The sequence below is a fragment of the Occultella kanbiaonis genome (genome assembly GCF_009708215.1).
In the GTDB taxonomy this organism is placed as follows: domain Bacteria; phylum Actinomycetota; class Actinomycetes; order Actinomycetales; family Beutenbergiaceae; genus Occultella; species Occultella kanbiaonis.
Window position 1 is genome coordinate 1,494,607 of the sequence record NZ_CP046175.1, and the last position, 20,273, is coordinate 1,514,879.

At 71.8% G+C, this 20,273-nt stretch carries 18 protein-coding genes and 1 pseudogene; 8 read left to right on the forward strand and 11 right to left on the reverse strand.

The window, feature by feature from the left end:
• Positions 1-57: 57 nt before the first annotated feature.
• A complete protein-coding gene (gene fdhA, locus GKS42_RS06645) occupies positions 58-1,275 on the reverse strand; it encodes a formaldehyde dehydrogenase, glutathione-independent (RefSeq protein WP_154793120.1) in 1,218 nt (405 codons plus the stop codon).
• A 395-nt stretch (positions 1,276-1,670) separates the two neighbouring features.
• Between fdhA and GKS42_RS26870 the strand changes: the two are divergent.
• A pseudogene (locus GKS42_RS26870) lies at positions 1,671-1,958 on the forward strand (ATP-binding cassette domain-containing protein); the annotation flags it as partial.
• Positions 1,959-2,075: 117 nt separating this feature from the next.
• Here GKS42_RS26870 and GKS42_RS26430 read toward each other — a convergent pair.
• Positions 2,076-2,411, reverse strand: coding sequence for a hypothetical protein (locus GKS42_RS26430; RefSeq protein WP_168217673.1), 336 nt, complete (start codon positions 2,409-2,411; stop codon positions 2,076-2,078).
• 143 nt (positions 2,412-2,554) lie between these two features.
• On the opposite strand from GKS42_RS26430, the gene GKS42_RS06655 reads away from it, so the two are divergent.
• The gene (locus tag GKS42_RS06655) at positions 2,555-3,028 is read left to right on the forward strand and encodes a DUF1801 domain-containing protein (RefSeq protein WP_154793121.1); all 474 of its coding nucleotides are present in this window, start codon (positions 2,555-2,557) and stop codon (positions 3,026-3,028) included.
• A 42-nt stretch (positions 3,029-3,070) separates the two neighbouring features.
• On the opposite strand, the gene GKS42_RS06660 is transcribed toward GKS42_RS06655, so the two are convergent.
• Complete coding sequence (locus tag GKS42_RS06660; RefSeq protein WP_154793122.1) at positions 3,071-4,042, reverse strand: GlxA family transcriptional regulator; 972 nt, start codon at positions 4,040-4,042, stop codon at positions 3,071-3,073.
• A 158-nt stretch (positions 4,043-4,200) separates the two neighbouring features.
• Between GKS42_RS06660 and GKS42_RS06665 the strand changes: the two genes are divergently transcribed.
• Positions 4,201-4,797 (forward strand): hypothetical protein, encoded by a 597-nt coding sequence (locus tag GKS42_RS06665; RefSeq protein ID WP_154793123.1) that lies wholly within the window; start codon positions 4,201-4,203, stop codon positions 4,795-4,797.
• A 49-nt stretch (positions 4,798-4,846) separates the two neighbouring features.
• Positions 4,847-5,218: a DUF4342 domain-containing protein gene (locus GKS42_RS06670; RefSeq protein WP_154793124.1), complete on the forward strand. Its 372-nt coding sequence runs from the start codon at positions 4,847-4,849 to the stop codon at positions 5,216-5,218.
• An 18-nt stretch (positions 5,219-5,236) separates the two neighbouring features.
• On the opposite strand, the gene GKS42_RS06675 is transcribed toward GKS42_RS06670, so the two are convergent.
• From GKS42_RS06675 to GKS42_RS06700, 6 genes are all read right to left on the reverse strand, one after another.
• Positions 5,237-6,403, reverse strand: a complete 1,167-nt coding sequence (locus GKS42_RS06675; protein WP_154793125.1) for a DNA glycosylase AlkZ-like family protein — start codon at positions 6,401-6,403, stop codon at positions 5,237-5,239.
• Positions 6,404-6,438: 35 nt separating this feature from the next.
• Positions 6,439-7,452: a LacI family DNA-binding transcriptional regulator gene (locus GKS42_RS06680; RefSeq protein WP_154793126.1), complete on the reverse strand. Its 1,014-nt coding sequence runs from the start codon at positions 7,450-7,452 to the stop codon at positions 6,439-6,441.
• Positions 7,453-7,518: 66 nt separating this feature from the next.
• On the reverse strand, positions 7,519-8,430 hold the full coding sequence (locus tag GKS42_RS06685) for a carbohydrate ABC transporter permease (RefSeq protein WP_154793127.1): 912 nt from the start codon (positions 8,428-8,430) through the stop codon (positions 7,519-7,521).
• Positions 8,430-9,500: a carbohydrate ABC transporter permease gene (locus tag GKS42_RS06690; protein ID WP_154793128.1), complete on the reverse strand. Its 1,071-nt coding sequence runs from the start codon at positions 9,498-9,500 to the stop codon at positions 8,430-8,432. Before GKS42_RS06690 ends, GKS42_RS06685 begins: the two co-directional genes overlap by 1 nt.
• Before the next feature lie 71 nt (positions 9,501-9,571).
• Positions 9,572-10,903 (reverse strand): ABC transporter substrate-binding protein, encoded by a 1,332-nt coding sequence (locus GKS42_RS06695; protein WP_154793129.1) that lies wholly within the window; start codon positions 10,901-10,903, stop codon positions 9,572-9,574.
• Between the two features lie 270 nt (positions 10,904-11,173).
• Entirely contained in the window at positions 11,174-11,674 is a 501-nt protein-coding gene (locus GKS42_RS06700) for a DUF2505 domain-containing protein (RefSeq protein WP_154793130.1), read from the reverse strand.
• A 160-nt stretch (positions 11,675-11,834) separates the two neighbouring features.
• Here GKS42_RS06700 and GKS42_RS06705 point away from each other — a divergent pair, with 160 nt between their 5' ends.
• Positions 11,835-13,289 carry a sensor histidine kinase gene (locus GKS42_RS06705; RefSeq protein WP_154796583.1) on the forward strand — a complete coding sequence of 485 codons (1,455 nt, stop codon included), beginning with the start codon at positions 11,835-11,837 and terminating at the stop codon, positions 13,287-13,289.
• Between the two features lie 57 nt (positions 13,290-13,346).
• Here the strand turns inward: GKS42_RS06705 and GKS42_RS06710 are convergent, their stop codons facing one another.
• Positions 13,347-13,595 carry a WhiB family transcriptional regulator gene (locus GKS42_RS06710; RefSeq protein ID WP_154793131.1) on the reverse strand — a complete coding sequence of 83 codons (249 nt, stop codon included), beginning with the start codon at positions 13,593-13,595 and terminating at the stop codon, positions 13,347-13,349.
• A 278-nt stretch (positions 13,596-13,873) separates the two neighbouring features.
• Between GKS42_RS06710 and GKS42_RS06715 the strand changes: the two genes are divergently transcribed.
• On the forward strand, positions 13,874-14,314 hold the full coding sequence (locus GKS42_RS06715; RefSeq protein ID WP_154793132.1) for a hypothetical protein: 441 nt from the start codon (positions 13,874-13,876) through the stop codon (positions 14,312-14,314).
• Here the strand turns inward: GKS42_RS06715 and GKS42_RS06720 are convergent.
• Positions 14,311-17,850 carry an FtsK/SpoIIIE domain-containing protein gene (locus GKS42_RS06720; protein WP_154793133.1) on the reverse strand — a complete coding sequence of 1,180 codons (3,540 nt, stop codon included), beginning with the start codon at positions 17,848-17,850 and terminating at the stop codon, positions 14,311-14,313. The two genes, GKS42_RS06715 and GKS42_RS06720, sit on opposite strands and share 4 nt — an antisense overlap.
• 100 nt (positions 17,851-17,950) lie before the next feature.
• On the opposite strand from GKS42_RS06720, the gene GKS42_RS06725 reads away from it, so the two are divergent.
• Together GKS42_RS06725 and GKS42_RS06730 are read left to right on the forward strand one after the other, a co-directional pair.
• Positions 17,951-18,559, forward strand: coding sequence for a TetR family transcriptional regulator (locus GKS42_RS06725; RefSeq protein WP_232847964.1), 609 nt, complete (start codon positions 17,951-17,953; stop codon positions 18,557-18,559).
• Positions 18,556-20,268 carry an MDR family MFS transporter gene (locus GKS42_RS06730; RefSeq protein ID WP_154793135.1) on the forward strand — a complete coding sequence of 571 codons (1,713 nt, stop codon included), beginning with the start codon at positions 18,556-18,558 and terminating at the stop codon, positions 20,266-20,268. Before GKS42_RS06725 ends, GKS42_RS06730 begins: the two co-directional genes overlap by 4 nt.
• Positions 20,269-20,273: the final 5 nt, after the last annotated feature.

A 20,273-nucleotide genomic window follows, 5' to 3' on the forward strand; every position in this document is an offset into this window, starting at 1 on the left:
GCGAGCCCGGCCGCCTGACGGCCCTCGCCGACGAGGGCCGTCAGGTCGCGTCGGGTCCTACGCGGCGTCGAGGTAGCCGTTCGGGTTCAGCACGTACTTCTGTGCGGCGCCCTTGTCGAACTCGGCGTAGCCCCGCGGCGCGTCCGCGAGCGTGATCGCGGTCGCGTTCACATTCGCGGCGATGTGCACCCGGTCGTGCAGGATGGCCATCATCAGTTCCCGGTTGTACTTCATCACCGGGCACTGACCGGTGGTGAAGGACAGTGACTTGGCCCATCCGGTGCCGAGGCTGAGGGACAGGGCCCCCTTCTTCGCGGCCTCGTCGATCCCACCCGGGTCGCCGGTCACGTACAGGCCAGGGATGCCGAGCGCGCCGCCGGCCGCAGTGAGGTCCATGAGGTCGTTCAGGACCGTCGCGGGTGCCTCGCTCGCACCCTCACCGTGTCCCTTCGCCTCGAATCCGACCGCGTCGATCCCGCAGTCCACCTCCGGGACCCCGAGGATCTGCTCGATCTGTTCCACGGGTCCACCCTTGGTCAGGTCGACCGTCTCGCAGCCGAACGACTTCGCCTGCGCCAGCCGGTCGGCGTTCATGTCGGCGACGATCACCGCGGACGCCCCGAGCAGCAGCGCCGAGGTGGCCGCGGCCAGGCCCACCGGCCCCGCACCCGCCACGTACACCGTCGAACCGACGCCGACGCCTGCGGTCACGGCGCCGTGGAACCCGGTCGGAAAGATATCGGAGAGCATCGCCAGATCCAGGATCTTCTCCATCGCCTGGTCCTTGTCCGGGAACTTCAGCAGGTTCCAGTCCGCGTAGGGCACCAGCACGTACTCGGCCTGGCCGCCCACCCAGCCCCCCATGTCCACGTACCCGTAGGCGCTGCCGGGCCGGTCCGGATTCACGTTCAGACAGATGCCGGTCTTGCGTTCCTTGCAGTTGCGGCAGCGCCCACAGGCGATGTTGAACGGCACCGAGACCAGGTCGCCGACGGCGATGAACTCCACGCCGGGACCGACCTCCACGACCTCGCCGGTGATCTCGTGACCGAGGACCAGATCGGTGGGTGCGGTGGTCCGACCCCGCACCATGTGCTGGTCCGAACCGCAGATGTTCGTCGCGACCGTTCTCAGGATGGCGCCGTGCGGCACCTTCCGGCCCACGTTCGCAGGATTGACACCCGGTCCGTCCTTCAACTCGAACGTGGGATGGTCGATATCGATCACCTCGACCACGCCCGGTCCCTTGTAGGCCACGGCCTTGTTGCCACCCATGTCTGATTCCCTTCACCTCATCGTGAACCCCGCCGATCCGGCGGGGCACTACCGCGTGACACGCGGCCGAGGCTCGCGGGCTGCAAGCCGAGCAGGATATGGATGTCGGGTGACCCGGCTGCTCGGCAGCGTGGGCACGCTCCCGAGTCTAGGTACCGTCACGGTTTCGGCAAGCGCAGGCCGATCCCGCTCGACCGGCCGCCGTGAAACCAGGGCGAGGGCATTGTGAAACCGGGGCCTCCGAGCATGGGCCCATGACCACGAACACACTCCTGCCAGCGCAGCCGCACACCGGCGGCACCCACGAGACGGCCGTCCGTACGGAAGGACTCATCAAGGACTTCGGCGAGCTCCGCGCCGTCGACAACGTCGACCTGGAGGTCCGTACCGGAGAGATCTTCGGCGTCCTCGGGCACGGTGCCGGAAAGACCACCACGCTGAGGATGCTGGCCACGCTCCTCTCGATCGACGGCGGGCATGCGGAGGTCTTCGGCGTCGACGTGGCCCGGCAGCCGCACGTGGTTCGCCAGCTGCTCGGCGTCACCGGCCAGTACGCCTCGGTGGATGAGAACCTCACGGCAACGGAGAACCTGGTCCTGTTCGGTCGGTTGCAGGGTGTCGCGCGAGCTCGGGCCCGCACCGTGGCGGCGGACCTGCTCGCCGAGTTCGGGCTCGAGGACGCCGCGAAACGGCCGATCTCGGAGTTCTCCGGTGGGATGCGGCGCCGCCTCGACCTGGCCGCCAGCCGGCCGTGCCGCACCAGGTCACCTCTGCGATCAGGGCGAGCCGGGTCGGCACGGTCAGCGGCTGGGGTCCGCGGGCGCGTCCCGGCCGGACTCGGCGCCGGGGGACTCGGGTGCGCCCGGGTGGGCCACGCCGGTCTCCTCGCCCGGCGCGTCACGGGCGGCGTCCGGTGCGACGCCTCGCGGCGTCCGCTTCGCGGAGCTGCGGGCATAGCCGAACGCCGCCACCAGGAACGTCGCTGCGAAGATGGCCGGAGTGGACAGGAGCGGCGCCGAAGACTCACCGATGGACGCCATCATCGCGACGACGGACACCAGTGCGACCACCAGCCACACGGTCGCGGGGATGCGACCGAGGCCGGTGGAACGCCCGCGCTGTGGAGACGAACTCATGGGGTCGATGCTAGCCCTCGCCTACTCCCGGCCGATGCGGCGCAGCCAGGGAGCTGAGCAGGAATCGAGAAGCCCGATCTCTCGGGTGGCGACTAGCGTGGCGGACTCGTGCACACGACGATCACAGACCGAGGCGCAGCGACATGAGCGCGTCGACGGCAGAAAGTGTCGGGACCGAGTCCACCGGGGCAGGGTTCTCCGCCGAGGAACGGGCGTCGATGAAGGCGCGCGCCGAGGAGCTCCGGTCCGATGCCCGCGGCGGCCGGGGCGCGAAGAAGGCGGCGGCCGACGAGGCTGCACTGCTCGCCAAGATCGAGGACATGGCACAGCCGGACCGGACGCTGGCCGAACGCGTCCACGTCACCGTCACCTCGACCGTTCCGGACGTCGCACCCAAGCTCATGTATGGCCAACCCGCGTACTACCGGGCAGGGAAGGTGCTCTGCTTCTTCCGGAGCGGACAGGGTGACTCCGAGCGGTACTCGACGTTCGGATTCAGCGCCGAAGCCGCCCTCGACGACGACGCGGGCATCTGGGCCACCTCGTACGCACTCACCGAGTGGACCGAATCCGTCGAGGCGATGATCACGGACCTCCTGACCAGGGCCACCAGCTGACTCCGTGACCCGCCGCCCGGCACCCCGCGGTGACGATCGGCGCTACCGCACGGCCAGGGAACGGGTGTGCGTGGTGCGCATTCGCCGGGGACTCGTGCCGTACCGGATGACGAACGCCTGACGCAGGCTCTCGGCCGAGCCGAAGCCACATCGCCGGGCGACCTGGGACATCGAGAGGTCGGTCGTGGAGACCAGCCGAGCGGCCAGTTCGAGGCGGATCCGGCGCACCGCGCTGGCCGGTGGGACCTTGAGGTGATCCTGGAACAACCGGGTCAGCTGTCGCGTGCTGACCCCGACGAGACCGGCGAGCGCGGACGTACGCAGGTCCCCGTCCGGATGGGCCGTGGCGTGGTCGAGGACACGCTTGACGAGGGCATGGTCGGCGCGCGGGGCCGCGGTGAAGATGCTCATCTGAGCCTGGTTCGCCGGGCGCTGGAGGTAGGTGACCATGCCCATCGCCACCCAGCGCGCGAACTCGGCGCCGTGGTCCTCCTCGATGAAGGCGAGGGTCAGGTCCAGCGACGCGGTGACACCGCCGGACGTGGCGACCTTGCCGTCCCTGACGTAGATCGGCCCCGGGTCGAGGCGAACCAGGGGGAAGCGCTCGGCGATGTCCGCCGCGTAGAACCAGTGCGTGGTGGCACGCCGACCGTCCAGCAGGCCGGCCGCCGCGAGCACGGAGGTACCGGTGCAGACCGATGCAATCCGGCGCGCCCGCGCCGCGAGGCGCCGGACGTGCTGGGTCAGGTCCGGGTTGCGACTGGCGTCCTCGTGGCCGAGGCCACCGGAGACGATCACCGTGTCGGCTCCCGACACCTCCGCCAGCGCTCGCTGCGCTCCGAGCCGCAGGCCCGAGTCGCAGGTGATGTCCCGCCCGTCGATGGTGGCGAGCTCGATGCGGTAGCTCGGGCTGGCGCCGAGGCGGTTCGCCAGCGCGAGCGCGGACGTGACGCTCGAGATGTCGACGAGCTCGGCACCCTCGAATCCCACGACGACGACGCTCATGGTGGCCATGACGCCAGCGTAGGCAGAGGTCCGCGTCGACGGCAGGAGTCTCGTAGGACGCGTATCCAAGAATTCCAGCCATCACCTGCCAGGGGGCGATCCCGCTTGGCATCGTCGTGTCCGCCGGCCCGCCCGGGCGGGGCGGTGATCACGACGAGGGAGCAACCATGACCACCACAAGCAGGACCGAGACCGAACGCCGGACCCGCTCCGGGGGCGCCATCACCGCCTGGGTCGTGCTCGGAGTCGTCAGCGGCCTCGGCATGACCTACGGGCTGGCCGCGATGCACGGCGAGTCGATCATCAACGGGACCACCCAGCTCACGCCCGCCACCGCCGTGGGGGTCGCGGCCCTGTGCTACCTGGCTGCCGCGGCCACGAGGACCCGCTGGGTCGCCTGGCTCGGCGTGCCGGTGTTCAGCGGCCTCGCCTTCGCGGGCCTGCTCGGGGCACTGCCCTGGTGGACCCTGTTCGTCCTGGCCGCGATCGTCCTGCTCGGGGTCGGGGTGCTCCTGGGGGCCGGCCAGGTCACCGCGGTCCAGGCCGCGGCCCTGCTCGGCTACTTCGGGATGGCGATCGTCGCGCTCCAGCTGAGCCCTCAGCTCGGACTGGCGATCGCGGGCGTGACGCTGGCCGCCCACGCGTTCTGGGACGTCAAGCACTACCGCAGCGGCGAGGTGGTCCTGGGCTCGCTGGCGATCTTCTGCATCGGGCTGGACCTCACCGTCGGTGCCATCTGCGTCGCGCTGGCGATCGCCGGCTGACGCGCCGAGGGGGTGGCGTACGGACGAGGGCTCGGCGAGGATGGGACGCATGGATGAGAAGCAGAACGACGGCGAGAAAACCTGGTACGAGGAGTTCAGCGTGTCGGGTTCGGAGCTGCTCGACAAGGTCAAGGGCCTGGTCCACGAGGGCAACGTGCGGCGCCTCTACATCAAGAACGGTGACGGCCGGACCCTCCTCGAGATCCCGCTCACCGCGGGCGTCGCGATCACGGCCGTGACCGCCGTGATCGCGCCCGTGCTCGTGGCCGTCGGGGCCGTCGCCGCCCTGCTGACCAAGGTCACGCTGGGGGTCGAGCGCGAGGGGGAGGCCGCCCCGGACGTGGCCGACCCTGCTCCGGCCGACCAGGACGCTCCGGGGATCCCCGGGGTGGACCCGGCGCCGGACGAGGACGCGCGGTAGCACCCGCGCCGGTCGCGCCTACTCCTCGACGAGGCCGCCGAACTCCCGACCTCGCCACCGGGCGAGTTCCGCGCCCCGGTCCTCGACCACGCGGCGCAGGGCCGGGTCGACCGACAGCCAGGGTGTGAACCGGATGCTCACGGTGCTGCCCTTGGTGAGCGGGCGCCAGGTGCCGAGGATCTCGCCGCCGGCTGCGACCGCACCCGGTCTGCCGATGGTCCGGAACAGATCCTTGCGGCCGGCCTCGTCCGGCACCAGCAGGTCCCGGTCCTTCGCCTGCAGCAACGGGTCGAACGCGCCAAGCAGGCGCACCTCGAGCGCGTCGTCGGCGCCGCCCGACCCGTCGGCCTCGACGAGGGCGGGCACATCCGGCTCCAGCAGCCACGACGGGCGACCCTCGACCTCCACCGCGACGGCGTCCGCTGGCCAGGCGGCGACCACGTCCCGGACCGGCGCGTCCAGGTAGGCGGCCACCTCCTTGGGGGTGGCCGGGCCGAGCAGGCGCAGGTAGGCGCGGACGACCTGCAGGTGCTCGGGTGCTGTGCCCGGACCCCGCGGGGCGCGGGCCGGACCGTGGCTGCGGCGACGCCAGCCCGGGATCCGGCGCAGCACCGGGGGCGAGGTGCCCGGGTCCAATTCCAGCCCGGCGTACAGGGCGCTGAGCCGGAACGGCTGCTCGTACAGGTGCGTAGCCCTGCACACCCGGCAGTAGCGCAGGTACGGCTCGTCCACGCGGGCCGTCAGCTGCGCGGACATCTCACCCTTGACCGTCGGCTCCTTGACGATCTCGCGCATGTGCCGGGCGACGACGTCGAGCGCGTCGAGGACGTCGATGCCGGCCCCGCGCAGCGGCCTGGACGCGTCGTACACCCGCTTCGCGGCGTCCGCCTCGGAGAACGGTGAGACCGCCTGCATCACCCCGGGCAGATCGGCCCGCCGGTACGCGTGCGGTGCCCCGCGCAACGTCCACGCGAGCGCCAACTCGGGCTCCGCCGTCGCCGGGTCGACGCCACGCAACCACAACGCCCAGGCGGACCCCATCGGGCCGGTGTCCTGCACGCCCAGGTCGAGTGCGGGCGCCTCGGCGACGCCGACCGGCCCGGCATGGGCCAGCCCTTGACGGCGCCAGCGGTACCGCAGCGCGCCGGCGCGGGAGACGGTGACGATGGGCCGCTGCGCATCCATCCACTCAGGCTAGACCTGGGCACCGACCCCTCGACTCAGGCGGACTCGCGCACCACGAGTTCCGTCGGCATCGTCACGGGCTCGAGGATGGGACCGCCCTCGAGCTGCGCCAGCAGCATGGCGACCGCCTGGGTGGCCATCTCGTCGACCGGGTTCACCACCGTGGTCAGCGGTGGCCGGGTCCGGGTCGCCAGCTCGAGGTTGTCCATGCCGACCACGGCGATGTCCGTGGGGATCGCGCGCCCGCTCGCGCGGATCGCGTCCATGGCCCCGCTGGCCATCAGGTCCGAGGCGACGAACACGGCGTCGAGGTCTGGGTGGCCGGCGAGCAGGCGCGTCATCGCGTCGCCGCCACCCGCCACGGTGAAGTCACCGAGTTCGACGGCGTCGGCCGGCAGGCCGTGCTCGGTGAGCACGCTGCGCCAGCCTTCGAGCCGGTCCGCACCGGCGCTCATGTCCGCGGGACCCGCGACGGTGCCGATCCTCGTCCGGCCGGAGTCCACCAGGTACCCGGTGGCGAGCGCCGCGGCCGCGACGTTGTCGACGTCCACGAACGTCAGGCCGGGGTGCTCGGCGAACGGGCGGCCCAGGAACACCGTGGGCAGGCTGACCTCGGCCACGGACCGCCACAGATTGTCGTTCGCGTGGTGGGAGACGATGATGGCGCCGTCGGTGTGGCGGCCGCGGATGTACCGGTCCAGTCGGCCGTCGCCGTCGCCCGGGCTGCCGATCAACAGCACCATCTGCAGCTCGGTGAGCGCGAGCGCCTTCGTCACGCCGCGCAGGGTCCCCGCGAAGAACGGGTCGTTGAAGACCCGCTCGTCGGACTCCGGCACCACGACGGCGATCGTGTCCGTCCGCCGGGTGACGAGCGAGCGGGCGGCCAGGTTCGGGCTGTAGCCGAGGTCGCGGATCGCCGCCAGGACGGCCTCGCGGGTGGCGTCCTGGACCCGCTCGTCCGCGTTGACGACCCGGGAGGCGGTGGCCCGCGAGACACCGGCCGCGCGCGCGACATCCTCGAGCGTCGGAACGCCGGTTCGTCGTGACATCGTGCTGTCCCGCCCTTCGCCGTGATTGCTGGTGCTCAAACTATCCGCCCCGGGGGCCCGCACGGGTCAGCCCTTGACCGCGCCGGCCATGATGCCGCTGACGAGCTGCCGGCCGGCGACCACGAACAGGATCAGGAGCGGGAACGTGGTCACCAGCACGCCCGCCATGACGAGCGAGTAGTCGGTGAAGTAGTTCGCCTGCAGCAGCTGGACCGCCATCGGCAGGGTCGGATTGTTCGAGGTGAGAATGATGAACGGCCAGAAGAACGCGACCCAGTGCTGCACGAACGTGAAGAGACCGAGCATCGCGGCGGCCGGCCGAGCGGCCGGCAGGGCCACGTGCCAGAACGTCCGGATCATCGACGCACCGTCCACCCGGGCGGCCTCGATGAGTTCGTACGGGAGGGCCTGGTCCAGGTACTGGGTCATCCAGAACACTCCGAACGCGGAGACCATGGCCGGCACGATGACGCCGATCAGGTTGTTCGCCCAGCCGAGCTCGGTGAACAGGATGAACATCGGCACGATGCCGAGCTGGGTGGGCACGGCCATGGTCGCGATCACGAACACCAGGAGCGGCCCGCGGCCCCGGTAACGCAGTTTCGCGAACGAGAACCCGGCCAGGGTCGAGAACGCGACGACCGAGACGGCGGCGCTGACCGAGATGATCATCGAGTTCACGAACGCCTTGCCGAACGGGACGCGGCCGCCGAGCACCTCGGCGATGTTCGCGAACAGGTTCCCCTCGGGCACCAGGCTCGGGATCGGGTTGCGCGCGATCGAGACCGCGTCCGAGGAGGCGAGCTGGAGCGTGTAGTAGAGCGGATACACCGCGATCAGCAGGACCACGGCGAGGATCGCGTAGGTGACCCAGCCCGGCCGGCGGTTCGCGCCACCGGTCGCACGCCCGCGTCGCCGGGCCGCCCAGCGTGCGGCCCCCGGGCCGGCGCTCTGCGCGATGACGGGGATCGAGGACATCAGGTCTCCTTCGAGGCGGTGGTGGGCCGGGTGGCGTCAGCGGCGGGGGTGCGGCCGGCGTCGCCGGAGCCGCGCGCGAGGAGCCGGGCGGCACCTCGCGGGGAGTCGCTGGTGGCGATCCGGCGCGAGACGAGGAAGTTCACCAGGGCAACCACGATGATGATCAGGAACAGCAGCCATGCGATCGCGGCGGCGCGGCCGAAGTTCTTCTGGTTGCCCCAGCCGACGTCGTACATGTACATGGCAACGGTCATCCAGTTCCGGGACGGGCCACCGAGACCCTGGTCGTCGAACAGACGTGGCTCGTCGAAGATCTGGAGGCCGCCGATGGTGGCCGTGATGATGACGAAGATGATCGTCGGCCGCAGCTGCGGCACCGTGACCGAGAAGAACTGGCGCAACCGGCCCGCACCGTCGATGATCGCGGCCTCGTACAGCTCCTGGGGCACGGCCTGCATGGCGGCCAGGAAGATCAGGGTGTTGTAGCCGGTCCAGCGGAAGTTCACCATCGTGGCGATCGCGATGTGGCTGGTCAGCCGGTCCGAGTGCCATCCGAGCGGCTCAAGGCCGACCTGGGTGAGCAGGGCGTTCACGAGGCCCGAGTCGTCGGCGAACAGCCGGCCGAAGATGAGCCCGACGGCGACGGGCGCCACGATGAACGGCAGCAGCACCCCCATCCGCCAGAACGTCTTCGCGCGCAGGTTCGCGTTCAGCACCGCCGCCAGGGCGAGTGCGGCGATCACCTGCGGGACCGAGGACAGCGCGAAGATGCTGAACGTGTTGCCGATGGCCTTGAGGAAGGTCGGCTGGGCGAACACATCGCGGTAGTTGGTCAACCCGACGAACTCGCCCTGACCGCCGAGCAGGTTCCACTCGTGCACCGAGACGAACGCGGTGTACAGCAGCGGGAAGGCCCCGACCACCGCGAACAGGATGAAGAACGGGGAGATGTACAGGTAGGGCGAGACCTTGACGTCCCAGCGGCCCATCCGCTGCCGGAACCCCATCCTGCGAGCCGTGGCCTCGCGGGGCCGCTGCGCCGTCGGCGGGCGCGGGGTGATGACACTCATGCTGCTCCTCATGAGGGGGTCGGCGGGGCGGGTGGGTGCCGCCCCGCCGACCGGTTGGCGGATCGGTCGGGCTAGAGGCCGAGGTCGGCGACCGCCTGCTCGGCGGCGGCCCAGGAGTCCTCGGCGTTCTGCTCACCGGTCACGTCCACACGAAGGATGGCGTCCTGCACCGTCTGGTGGATCGCGAAGTAGTTCGGGCCCTTGTAGGGCAGGAACCCGAGCTCGTCGACGGCGAGGGAGCGGCTCGCGAAGATCTCACCGACGGGAGCGTCGTTGAAGAACTCGTTCGTGGCCCCGGTCAGGTCAGGGTTCTCGTAGGCGTCCACCTGGCTCGGGAACGTCCCGGCGTTGCCGAACGCCTGGACCTGGATCTCCGGGGAGGTGAGCCACTCGGCGAGTGCCTGGGCCTCCTCGACGTGCTCGCCGCCGGCGGGCACGGTCAGGTACGAGCCGCCCCAGTTGCCGCCGCCGCCGGGGAAGACGTCGGCGATGTCCCAGCCCTCGACCTCGGCCGCGTTGCCCGCGATCGGGCCCTGCATCCACGCCGGGCAGAGCATCGTCGCGAACGCGTTGTTCTGGAACCCGGCGGTCCAGTCCTCCTGCCACTGCTCGAAGCCCGCCGACAGACCGTCGTCGGTGGACGCACTCAGTACCGCGTCGTAGGCCTCGCGCACCTCCGGGTTGGTCAGCCCGACAGGGGTGCCGTCGCCCTCCTCGTAGGCGAACTCGACCTGGTTGATCATGCCCTGGTAGATCGAGACGGCCGAGTCGTACCAGGCCGAGTCGGACGCGCCGACGAACTGGCGCCCGACCTCGAAGTAGTCGTCCCAGGTGGCGTCGGCGCCGCCCAGCAGCTCGGCCACCTCGGCCCGGTCGGTGGGCAGGCCCGCCGCGGCGAACAGGTCGGAGCGGTAGCAGATCGCCTGCGGGCCGACGTCGGTGCCGTAGCCGAGCAGTCGGCCGTCCTCGGTGGTGGCTGCGGCGACCTTGCTCTCCAGCCAGCGACCCTCGACGGCCGGGTCGGAGAGGTCGGTGAAGTAGTCGGGGTACTGCAACAGCTCGGCCAGCCAGTCGACCTCGATGGCCTCGATGTCGCTCAGGCCCTCACCGCCGGAGGCGAGGTTCGTGGTCAGGTTGGCCCGCGCGTCCTCGGCGCGGGCGGCCAGGACGTGCTCGACCACGACGTTCGGGTGTTCGGCGGTGTACTGGGCGAGGAGTTCCTCGGTGTAGCCGAAGTCGTTGAACGTGGCGACCGTGAGGGTGATCTGCTCACCCTCGCCGGAGCCGCCGTCCGTGGTCGAACCGGTCTCGCCGCTGCCGGCATCGCCGCCGCCGCACGCGGCCGTCAGGGCCAGGCCGCACAGGCCGGCCGTTGCTACCAGTGCTCGTGTCCTACGTCGCACGATGACTCCTTCGTCGTGGTGCGGCTGGTGCCGCAACCTTGGTGGGGTGCCGGGTCGTTCCGGCGGTCGAGGGATTTGCGCAGGTGTTCCGGGCAGCTTCGCCCGGAACGGGTAAGAGCGCTCTCACAGTCGGACGACCATGTCCTGAGAGCGCTCTCAGGGATTGCAGTGATAGTGGAACATGTGCGGCCACCGCGTCAAGTCCCGTGACCGAACCGCAATCAACGGGGGCCGGCGCCGACGTCCGATCCGGACGGGGTCCCGGGTGCGTCAGCGCTCGGTCAGCCACTCCTGCGCGGCCCGCCGCTCGGCGTCGAGCACGTTCTGGACCGCCTCCACGACGGCTCGTTCCACCGCGGCACCCAGGAACGGCACGTTGACCTTCGCGTCGCCGTCGTAGCGGACCCGGGAGCCGGCCGCGCCGCTGGGCTCGAGCTCGGTGGTGCCGGTGGCTCCGGCCGGCGCGCCGGCCACGTCCAGGGTGAAGGTCCCGCTGCGCCGCCCATCGGCGGCGGCCCTTTGCCAGACCTCGACGAACCGGACGTCGATCGAGGCGCCGACGAAGGAGCGCAGCGCCGTCGGGATCCTGTCGGTCGGCATCGCTCGCCGGGTCAACACGGTGAAGCCGCCGTCGTCGCCAGCGGTGACCTCGATGGCGGTCGACGTCGCACCGGTCGCCTCGACCTTGCGCCGCACGAACTCGGGATCGGCGAACATCCGAGCGACCCGCGTGGTGTCCGCGGGGTAGTCGATCGCGGCATCGAAGCGCATGGCTCTCCTCGCTGGGTGGTCGGGCCGGCCGGCCCATCTGTGAGCGTAGCGACGCACCGCTCGCGGCACACCCCCGGCCGCACCCGCCGCACCGACCGGCCGCCGTCGGACCGTGGCTCGCCGTCGGTCCCGCGGTGCGTAGGCTACGAGCGTGTCCACGATGGGTGACCTGATCGAGAACCACAGCGACCTGAGCAGCCAGGACGCCGAGTGGCTGCATCTGCTGGTGGGGGACTGGCAGGTGATCTCCGACCTGTCCTTCGCCGACCTGGTGCTCTGGTTGCCGACCACCGACGGCGACCTGGTGGCCGTCGCACACGCGCGCCCCTCGACCGGGGCGACCGTGCACCACGACGACGTGGTCGGCAGGCGCGCCCCCGCCGGACTCAAGACGGCGCTGCTGCAGGCCCTGGAGACCAAGGAGATCAACCGCGCGCGCGAGGCCCGCTGGAACGGGTCGTTCGCGATCCGCGAGGAGGCCATCCCGGTGGTGCGGGCGGGTCGCATCCTTGCGGTCGTCGCCCGCGAGACGCACCTCGGTGCGAGCCGCACCCCGAGCCGGCTCGAACTCAACTACGTGGAGTCAGCGGACGAGCTCTGCGGGATGATCGCGCGCGGAGAGTTCCCGCTGGCGAACGCGGCCACCGGTCCGCGGCGCGGCGCCCCCCGGGTGGGGGACGGACTGGTCCGGCTGAACAGCGAGGGCGAGGTCCTGTACGCGAGCCCGAACGCGCTCAGCGCGTTCCACCGGCTCGGTGTCAGCGACGAGGTCGTCGGGCAGTCCCTGGCGGAGGTGATCACCCCGCTGCTGGAGGACCACTCGCCGGTCGACGAGTCGCTCCCGCTCGTGGTGATGGGCCGGGCGGCGTGGCGCACCGATGTGGAGGCGCGTGGGGTCAGCCTGTCCCTGCGAGCGGTGCCCGTCACGGAGTACGGCCAGCGCGTCGGAGCGGTCCTGCTCGTGCGCGACGTGTCCGAACTGCGTCGCCGCGAGCGCGAACTCCTCACCAAGGACGCCACGATCCGCGAGATCCACCACCGCGTGAAGAACAACCTGCAGACGGTGGCCGCGCTGTTGCGGTTGCAGGCGCGTCGAACCGACTCCGACGAGGCCAAGTCCGCGCTGAACGAGGCGATGCGTCGGGTTGCGACCATCGCGACGGTGCACGAGGCGTTGTCCCAGACCATCGACGAGGTGGTCGACTTCGACGAGGTCTTCGGACGCACCCTGCGCCTGGTGGCCGACGTCGCCGCGGGCGAGGCGCACGTCAAGACGGTGCGCGAGGGCGCCTTCGGCCGCGTGCCGGCCACCGACGCGACGGCCCTGGCCGTCGTGCTCACCGAACTGGTGACCAACGCCGTCGAGCACGGGCTGGCGACCACCGGCGGCACCGTGACGATCAACTCCCGCCGGGATGGCCCGATGCTCCGGGTCAGTGTCATCGACGACGGCGTCGGCATGGGCGAGGACCCGCAGATGAAGGGCCTCGGCACCCAGATCGTGCGCACGCTCGTGGCCACCGAACTGGATGGGACCATCTCCTGGCAGCCGGTCCCCAGCGGTGGCACGGAGGTCGTCCTCGAGGCCCGCGTCGGCGAGCTGCGGGACTACTGAGACACGCGAACGGCCGGACCGCCAAGGGCGATCCGGCCGTTCGGGAAGAGGTTCGGGTCAGCCGGCGCGGCGGGCGCGGGCGGTGCGGCGCTTCAGCGCGCGGCGCTCGTCCTCGGACATCCCGCCCCAGACGCCGGCGTCCTGACCGGACTCGATCGCCCACTTCAGGCACGTGTCCACGACGGGGCAGCGACGGCACACGGCCTTCGCCTCCTCGATCTGCACGAGCGCGGGCCCGGTGTTCCCGATCGGGAAGAAGAGCTCGGGGTCTTCGGTCAGACAGGACGCGTTGTGACGCCAATCCATTGCGTTCTCCTAGCGTGGGCGCGTGCGAGTGCGTGGCCATTTTTCAGGCCGAGTTGGGTGGGGGGAGTTCCGCTACTCGCGTGAATCTCTGGGAACAACTTTCACATGGTATTTGAACGTGCACAAGGGGTTACGACAAAGTTTCAACTTGGTTGCCGTGAGAGATTGTTCACAGGGTGGACACCTTGAACGGGATGCTCGTCGTGTGCTCGCCGGGTGGTGCCGGCCCGACGGCGGAGCTCGGCCCGGGTGGTTCCGCGCGCCGTAGAGTGGTGGCCGTGTCTGCGACCTCCACGCCCCCGGAATCGGACGCGACGAGCCCCGGAGAGCGTCCGTTGCCGCTGCGCGTCGGCCTCGCCGTTGCCCTCCTCGAGGCCGTGGCCCTGGCCGTGATCGGTGTCGTGTCGCTGGTCCTCTCGCTCTCGGACGATGCGACCTTCGTCGGCTTCGCGGCCGGCGTCCTGGTGTTCCTGGTGTTGATCGCCGGCCTGCTGTTCCTGGCCGTCCGGGCGCTGTGGAGTGGCAAGCGCTGGGGCCGGGGGCCAGTGATCACCTGGCAGTTGCTGCAGTTCGCGGCCGGGGCGTCCTCGCTGTCCACCGTGGTCTGGTGGGCTGCGACCGTGCCGATGGTGGCCGCCGTGGTGGTGATCGTGGCGTTGCTCCTGCCGGCGTCGCTCGCGGCGACCTCGGGCTCCGGCGGGCCGGACGCCGTCGCCTAGCTCGCGAGCTGGACCGGGGTGAGCCGGCCGCCGTCGAGCAGCACCCCGCGGCCCGGCCCGGGATCGTCGTCGGCGTGCCGGCGCAGGTCCACCCCGGTCAGGTGTGTGGCGCCTCCGACGGGGCCGAGGATGACCATCAGCGGCGCCTCCCGCAGCCGCGCGCCGACCTCGTGGTAGAGACCGAGGAGGGCCTCCGGGCGGGCGGCCGCGAGCACGGCGAGGTCCACGCGCTCGCTCGCCTCGGCGATCGCGGTGAGGGTTGCCGCCGGCAGCCGGTCGGCGTCATCGAGGAGCAGGACCGGGCCGCGTGCGCGCACGACCGGGTCGCCGACACCCGGGGGTCGGGTCGCACCAGGGGAGGCAGCGGCCCGGAGGGCGGCGAGCCCGTCGGGCCCGTCGATGACCACGCGGCCGCCGGACCGGAGCTGCCCACCCAACATCCGGAGCGCGCAGGTCCGCCCGGAGCCGGCCGGTCCGGCGACCAGCCAGGTGCCGCCGTCGGGCAGGTCACGCACGATCGGGCCGGCATCATCCCCACCCACGCCGAGCACGAGTCCGGCTCGTGCACCGTCGGGCTCGCCGACGTCGGCCAGCGGGGCCGTGGCAGGCAGGGCGACCAGGCGGACGGGAGCCCGGGCTGGGGCACGGTAGGAGTCGGGAGCGGTCGCCGCGAGGGCGACCTGGGCCACCCGAGCCGCGCCCGAGGTGATCAGCACGCCCCGCCCCGCCGGCCAGCCGGTGCCCACGAGGTCCTTCGGGATCCCGGCAAGGAGGGCTTCGCTGATGTCCTGCGGTCGCAGCACCAACCGGTCGGCCACGAGCGGCGCAAAGCGGGTCGGTGTGCCGGCGCAGGTCAGCACCACCCCGACGCCGACGCGGCGGGCCCGGCGGAGCAGCGCGGTCATCAGGTCCATCCCGGTGCCGACGCCCCCGGACTCGTCGAGCGCGCGGCAGAGGACGTCGACGTCGTCGACGAGCAGCACCGCCGGACCGGCGGCGCCCCCGGTGAGCAGTTCGACGAGCCGCCGCGCACGGCGGGAGTCCTCGGGCCCGCACTGGGTGCCGTGGGTGGGGGTGTCTGTCCCGGGCGAGGTGCCGCCGGACCGAGGGACGATCGCGGCCAGGTCCTCGGCGATCACGTGCGTCGCCAGGCCGGCCCGGTGCGCCATCTCGGCCAGCGTGCGCAGCGCGGTGGTCCGGCCGGACCCGGGCGGCCCGCTGACGAGCAGCGTGGACGCGGGCGGCCAGGACCAGCTGCCGAGGGCCTGCTCCTCGGGCAGGTCGGTGCGCAGGAACGGCAGGGCCGTGGGGGTGGGCCGCCCCCGGCCGGAGTCCGGTGCGCCACCGGGCTCGACGGCTGGGGCGCCGAGCTCGGCCTCGAGTTCGTCGACGTCGATGCGGCCCGGCAACGGTTCGGCCCACGGGCGCGGGCGCCGGGTCCGCCACGGCTCGCGTGCCTCGACGTCGGCCGCGGCGGCCACGAGCCGGCCCACAAGGGCCGGGACCGTGCCGGCGTCCGGTGGGCCGGTCCAGGGCACCTGCAGAGTCGTCCGCTCACCGGCCAGGACCACCGCGCGCCCCGGCACCGGCGGGAGCCGGGCGGCCGACGCGTCACCGACGAGGTCGATCGAGTCGGCGTCCTCGAGCACCCGCAGGCAGATCCGCACGGTGAGGTTGGCGCGCATGTCCGGTGTCACCGCACCGGCGGGTCGCTGGGTGGCGAGCACCAGGTGGATGCCGAGCGAGCGCCCCTGGGCGGCCAGCCGCACCAGCGCGTCGAGGAAGTCCGGGTGCTCGGCGGCCATCGCCCGGAACTCGTCGACCATCACGACCAGGGCCGGCGGACGTTCCTCGGGCGGGACACGGGCGCGGTGTTCGGCGAGGGTCGACGTGCCGGACGTGGCCAGCAGCCGCTCTCGGCGGCGCAGTTCCGCGCGCAGGCTGGCCAGGGCCCTGGCGGTGTCCGCAGCATCGAGATCGGTGAGCACCCCGGCGGCGTGCGGCAGGTCCGCGACCGGTCCGAACGTCGCGCCGCCCTTGTAGTCGATGAGCACCAGGGCCAGGTCCGCGGGGGAGCGGGCGTGGGCCAGCCCGAGCAGCCACGACAACAGCAGTTCGGACTTGCCCGACCCGGTGGTGCCGGCCACGAGCGCGTGCGGTCCGTCCACGCCGAGGTCGAGCCGGAGCGGGCCGGCGGGACCGACGCCGATCACGGCCGACAGCCCGGAGTCCTCGGCCCAGCACTGGAGGATCCCGGCGACGTCGCCCGGGCCGACCACCGCGCCGATCGGCACCGTCGCGGGGAGCCCTTCGGCGTGGCGGGTGGCCGCGGCGACGGCGGCGCACACCCTGGCTGCCCAGCGCTCGCCGACCCGACGGTCGTGGCCCGGCCCGACCTCGATCGTCCGCTCGCACCAGGGCGGCACCTCGGTCAGGTCCCGGGCGAGCACGATGCGCACGCCATCGGCTCCGGGTGGCACGTCCGGCCGTTCGGCCACCTGGACGGTGAGTCGTTCGGGTCCGCCGCCGGGGGCACGGTGCGGCAGCGTCGTCGCCCAGGCCCACGCGGCCGGCAGGTCCAGCTGCACCCGCGTCGCCGGGTGCCGCACCGCGAGCCGACAGACCAGCCAGCGGGCGAGCGCGGCCACGTCCTCGTCGTCGCCGACCAGGGCCAGTGCGCCGGGCGCGCCGGGCAGGTACCTGGCCCGTTCGTGGTCGCGCCGGGCGCGAGCGGACGACGGCGGTGCGCGCCGTCGGGTGGTTTGGCTCGCGTTACCGATCTCCCACCTCGGCAGGTGGTCCGTGGCCCGGTCGGTGGCGGCGCGCGGCGGTGCGCCGGCGCTCATCAGCAGACCCGCCGGGTCGTCCGGGCCGAGGTCCGGCTCCGGCTCGGCGGGTGTCTCCGGCCGGCTCCGCTCGCCTCGGCGACGTCGCCGTTGCGCCAGCAGCGGCCACACGACGGAGCCGACCAGCACCAGGGGGAGCGCGATCGCCACCACGACCCGCCACGCACCCGATCCCGAGAGCAGCAACGGCACCGAGGTCACACACATGATCAGCGGGAACATCAGCCGCCCGAGCAGACCGTCGCCGACACCCGACGGCTGCGCGGGCCCGGTCCGGTCCCGCAGGGAGGGGTGGCGCCGAACCTCGATGACGCTCGTGCCGGCCCGGAGCAGGTCGCCCTCGCGCAGGGCACGCCACCCGGTCCGCACCCGGCGCGACCGTCGGCCCGGGATGGGCGCATCGGCACGTGGCCCCCTACGGGCACGGACCATCGTGGTGCCGTTCGCGGAGCCCAGGTCCCGGGCGCGCAGGCGCCCGCCGCGCGCGCTCACCAGGACGTGTTCACGGGAGAGCGACGGGTCCTCGAGCGCGAGCGAGGCCGTCGGGCCACGGCCCACCAGGACCGGCTGGGCGCCGAGCGGCGCCACCCAACCCGGGTCCGGCCCGGCTATCACGGCCAGATGGAATCGGGTCGTGGCCGGGGCGGGTCCCGCGCGCCCTGCGCGCCCGCCGGGCATGTCTGTGGGCATGCCTACGATGCTCGCGCTCCGCCGTCAGGCGTGCGCTCGGCCTGTGGACGACGCCGCCGGCGACCTTGTCAGAATTTTGCAGTCATGCAAAAATGCACGAGTGCAGGAAACCTCGCTCAGGGAGCGCAAGCGCGCCGAGACCTGGGGGACGTTGCACGAGACGGCCGTGGCGATGGTCCTCGAGGACGGCCTCGGCGCGGTGACCGTGGACGCGATCGCCGCCCGTGCGAACGTCTCGACGCGGACGTTCTTCAACTACTTCCCGACGAAGGAACACGCCGTCGTCGGGCTTCGGCATCCCCATCTGGACCCGGCCACCCGGCAGGCGTTCCTCGACGCGCCCCAGGACGGGCAGCTGCTCAAGCGGACCACCCGGCTGCTCCTCGCGGTCGCGCGGACGGCGTCCGGCAGCGCGCTCAGCCGCACCCGGCGCCGGGAGATCTTCGATCGGCACCCCGAGCTGGTGCGGCACCGCACCGAGTCGTTCCGGGAGACCGAGGCGATCGTGACGGAGATCGTCACCGATCGGATCGCGCTGGTGATCGGCCACGAACCCGACGAACCCCACGTGCGGATGCTGATCTCGATGGCCTCCGCCGCGCTGAACTTCGCCGCCACGAACGACCCGACCTTCATCCTTCGCGATGACGTCGACGCCATCCTCGATGACGCCGTCGACCTGCTCCGAGAGGTAGTACAGAAGTCATGACAACCGCCCCCACCGCTCCCGGTGGGTCGTCCGGAACCCTGCTCGACCGGCGTGCCCTGGCACTGCTGTTCGCCGGGCTGATCCTGTCCATGCTGCTCGCGTCCCTGAACCAGACCATCCTGGCGACCGCACTTCCGACGCTTGTCGGCGAGCTCCAGGGCGCCCATCTGATGGTGTGGGTGATCACCGCCTACATCCTGGCGTCGACGGTGATGATGCCGGTCTACGGCAAGCTGGGCGACCTCATCGGTCGCAAGCCGCTCCTGGTCGGCGCGATCGTGCTGTTCATGGTGGGGTCGGTGGTGAGTGCGCTCACCCTGAACATGACCGGACTCATCGTGGGCCGCACCATCCAGGGCCTCGGCGGCGGCGGGTTGATCATCCTGTCCCAGGCGATCATCGCCGACGTCGTCCCGCCACGCGAACGTGGCAAGTACATGGGGATCATGGGTGGGGTGTTCGCGTTCTCCTCGGTGGCCGGGCCGCTGCTCGGTGGCTGGCTCACGGAGGGTCCGGGCTGGCGGTGGGCGTTCTGGATGAACATCCCGCTCGGCCTCGCGGCGTTGGCGGCGGCGATCTTCCTGATGCCGCTCCCGCGGAACCGGCGCGGGCGTCCGCACCTGGATCTCGCCGGGATGGGCCTGATCGCCGTCGGCACCACCTGCCTCGTGCTGCTCGGCACCTGGGGCGGCTCCCACTACGCCTGGAGCTCGCCGATCATCCTCGGCCTGATCGCCGGCACCCTGGTCGCGGCGGCGCTGTTCGTGTTCGTCGAGGGCCGCACCCGGGAGCCGATCATCCCGCTGCACCTGTTCGCGGACCGCAACTTCAACCTGACCACGGTCGCCGGGCTGTTCATCGGCATCGGGATGTTCGGCGTGCTGGGCTACATGCCCACCTATCTGCAGATGGTCGCCGGGCAGGACGCCACGGCGTCCGGGCTGCTCATGGTGCCGATGATGGGATCGATGCTGGTGACCTCCACCGCGGGGGGCTGGTACGTGAGTCGCACCGGGCGGTACAAGTGGATGCCGATCGCCGGGTCGGTGCTGATCGCGGCCGCACTGGTGGCCCTGTCCTCGCTGTCGGTCGGAACGCCGCTCTGGCTGGCGTGCGTCTACCTCGGGGTGCTCGGTGTGGGTCTGGGCGGGACCATGCAGATCCTGGTCCTGGTGGTTCAGAACTCCTTCCCCGTGACGCAGGTCGGCACGGCCACCGCCGCGAACAACTTCTTCCGGCAGATCGGCGGCACGCTCGGGTCGGCGGTGGTGGGCAGCGTCTTCACGGCCCGCCTGCTGAGCCTGCTGACCGAGCGTCTGCCGGGTGCCGAGGGTGCCGTGGAGGGGGGCACGAGCGCCCTCACCCCGGACGTGGTCAAGCACCTCGACGACGCCCTCCGGATTCCGATCGTGGAGGCGTACAACGACGCGCTGACGCCGATCTACCTGGTCATCGCACCGCTCGCGGTGCTCGCGGCGATCCTGCTCTGTTTCATCGACGAGAAGCCGCTCGCGACGCGGATCGAGCGGGAGGCACCGGCCGAGTCCGTGGTGCCCGCCGACGCCCCGGTACCCGCGGATCTCGCGGCCGGCGCCCAGGCGCGGGTTCCCACGCCGGCCGCCGAAGAAGCGGCAGCCGCGGACGTGGACCCACTGGCCGACGCGGACCCGCGCGCCATCGAGGGGACCTCCGCGGGGAGCCGGCGCTGACCCTG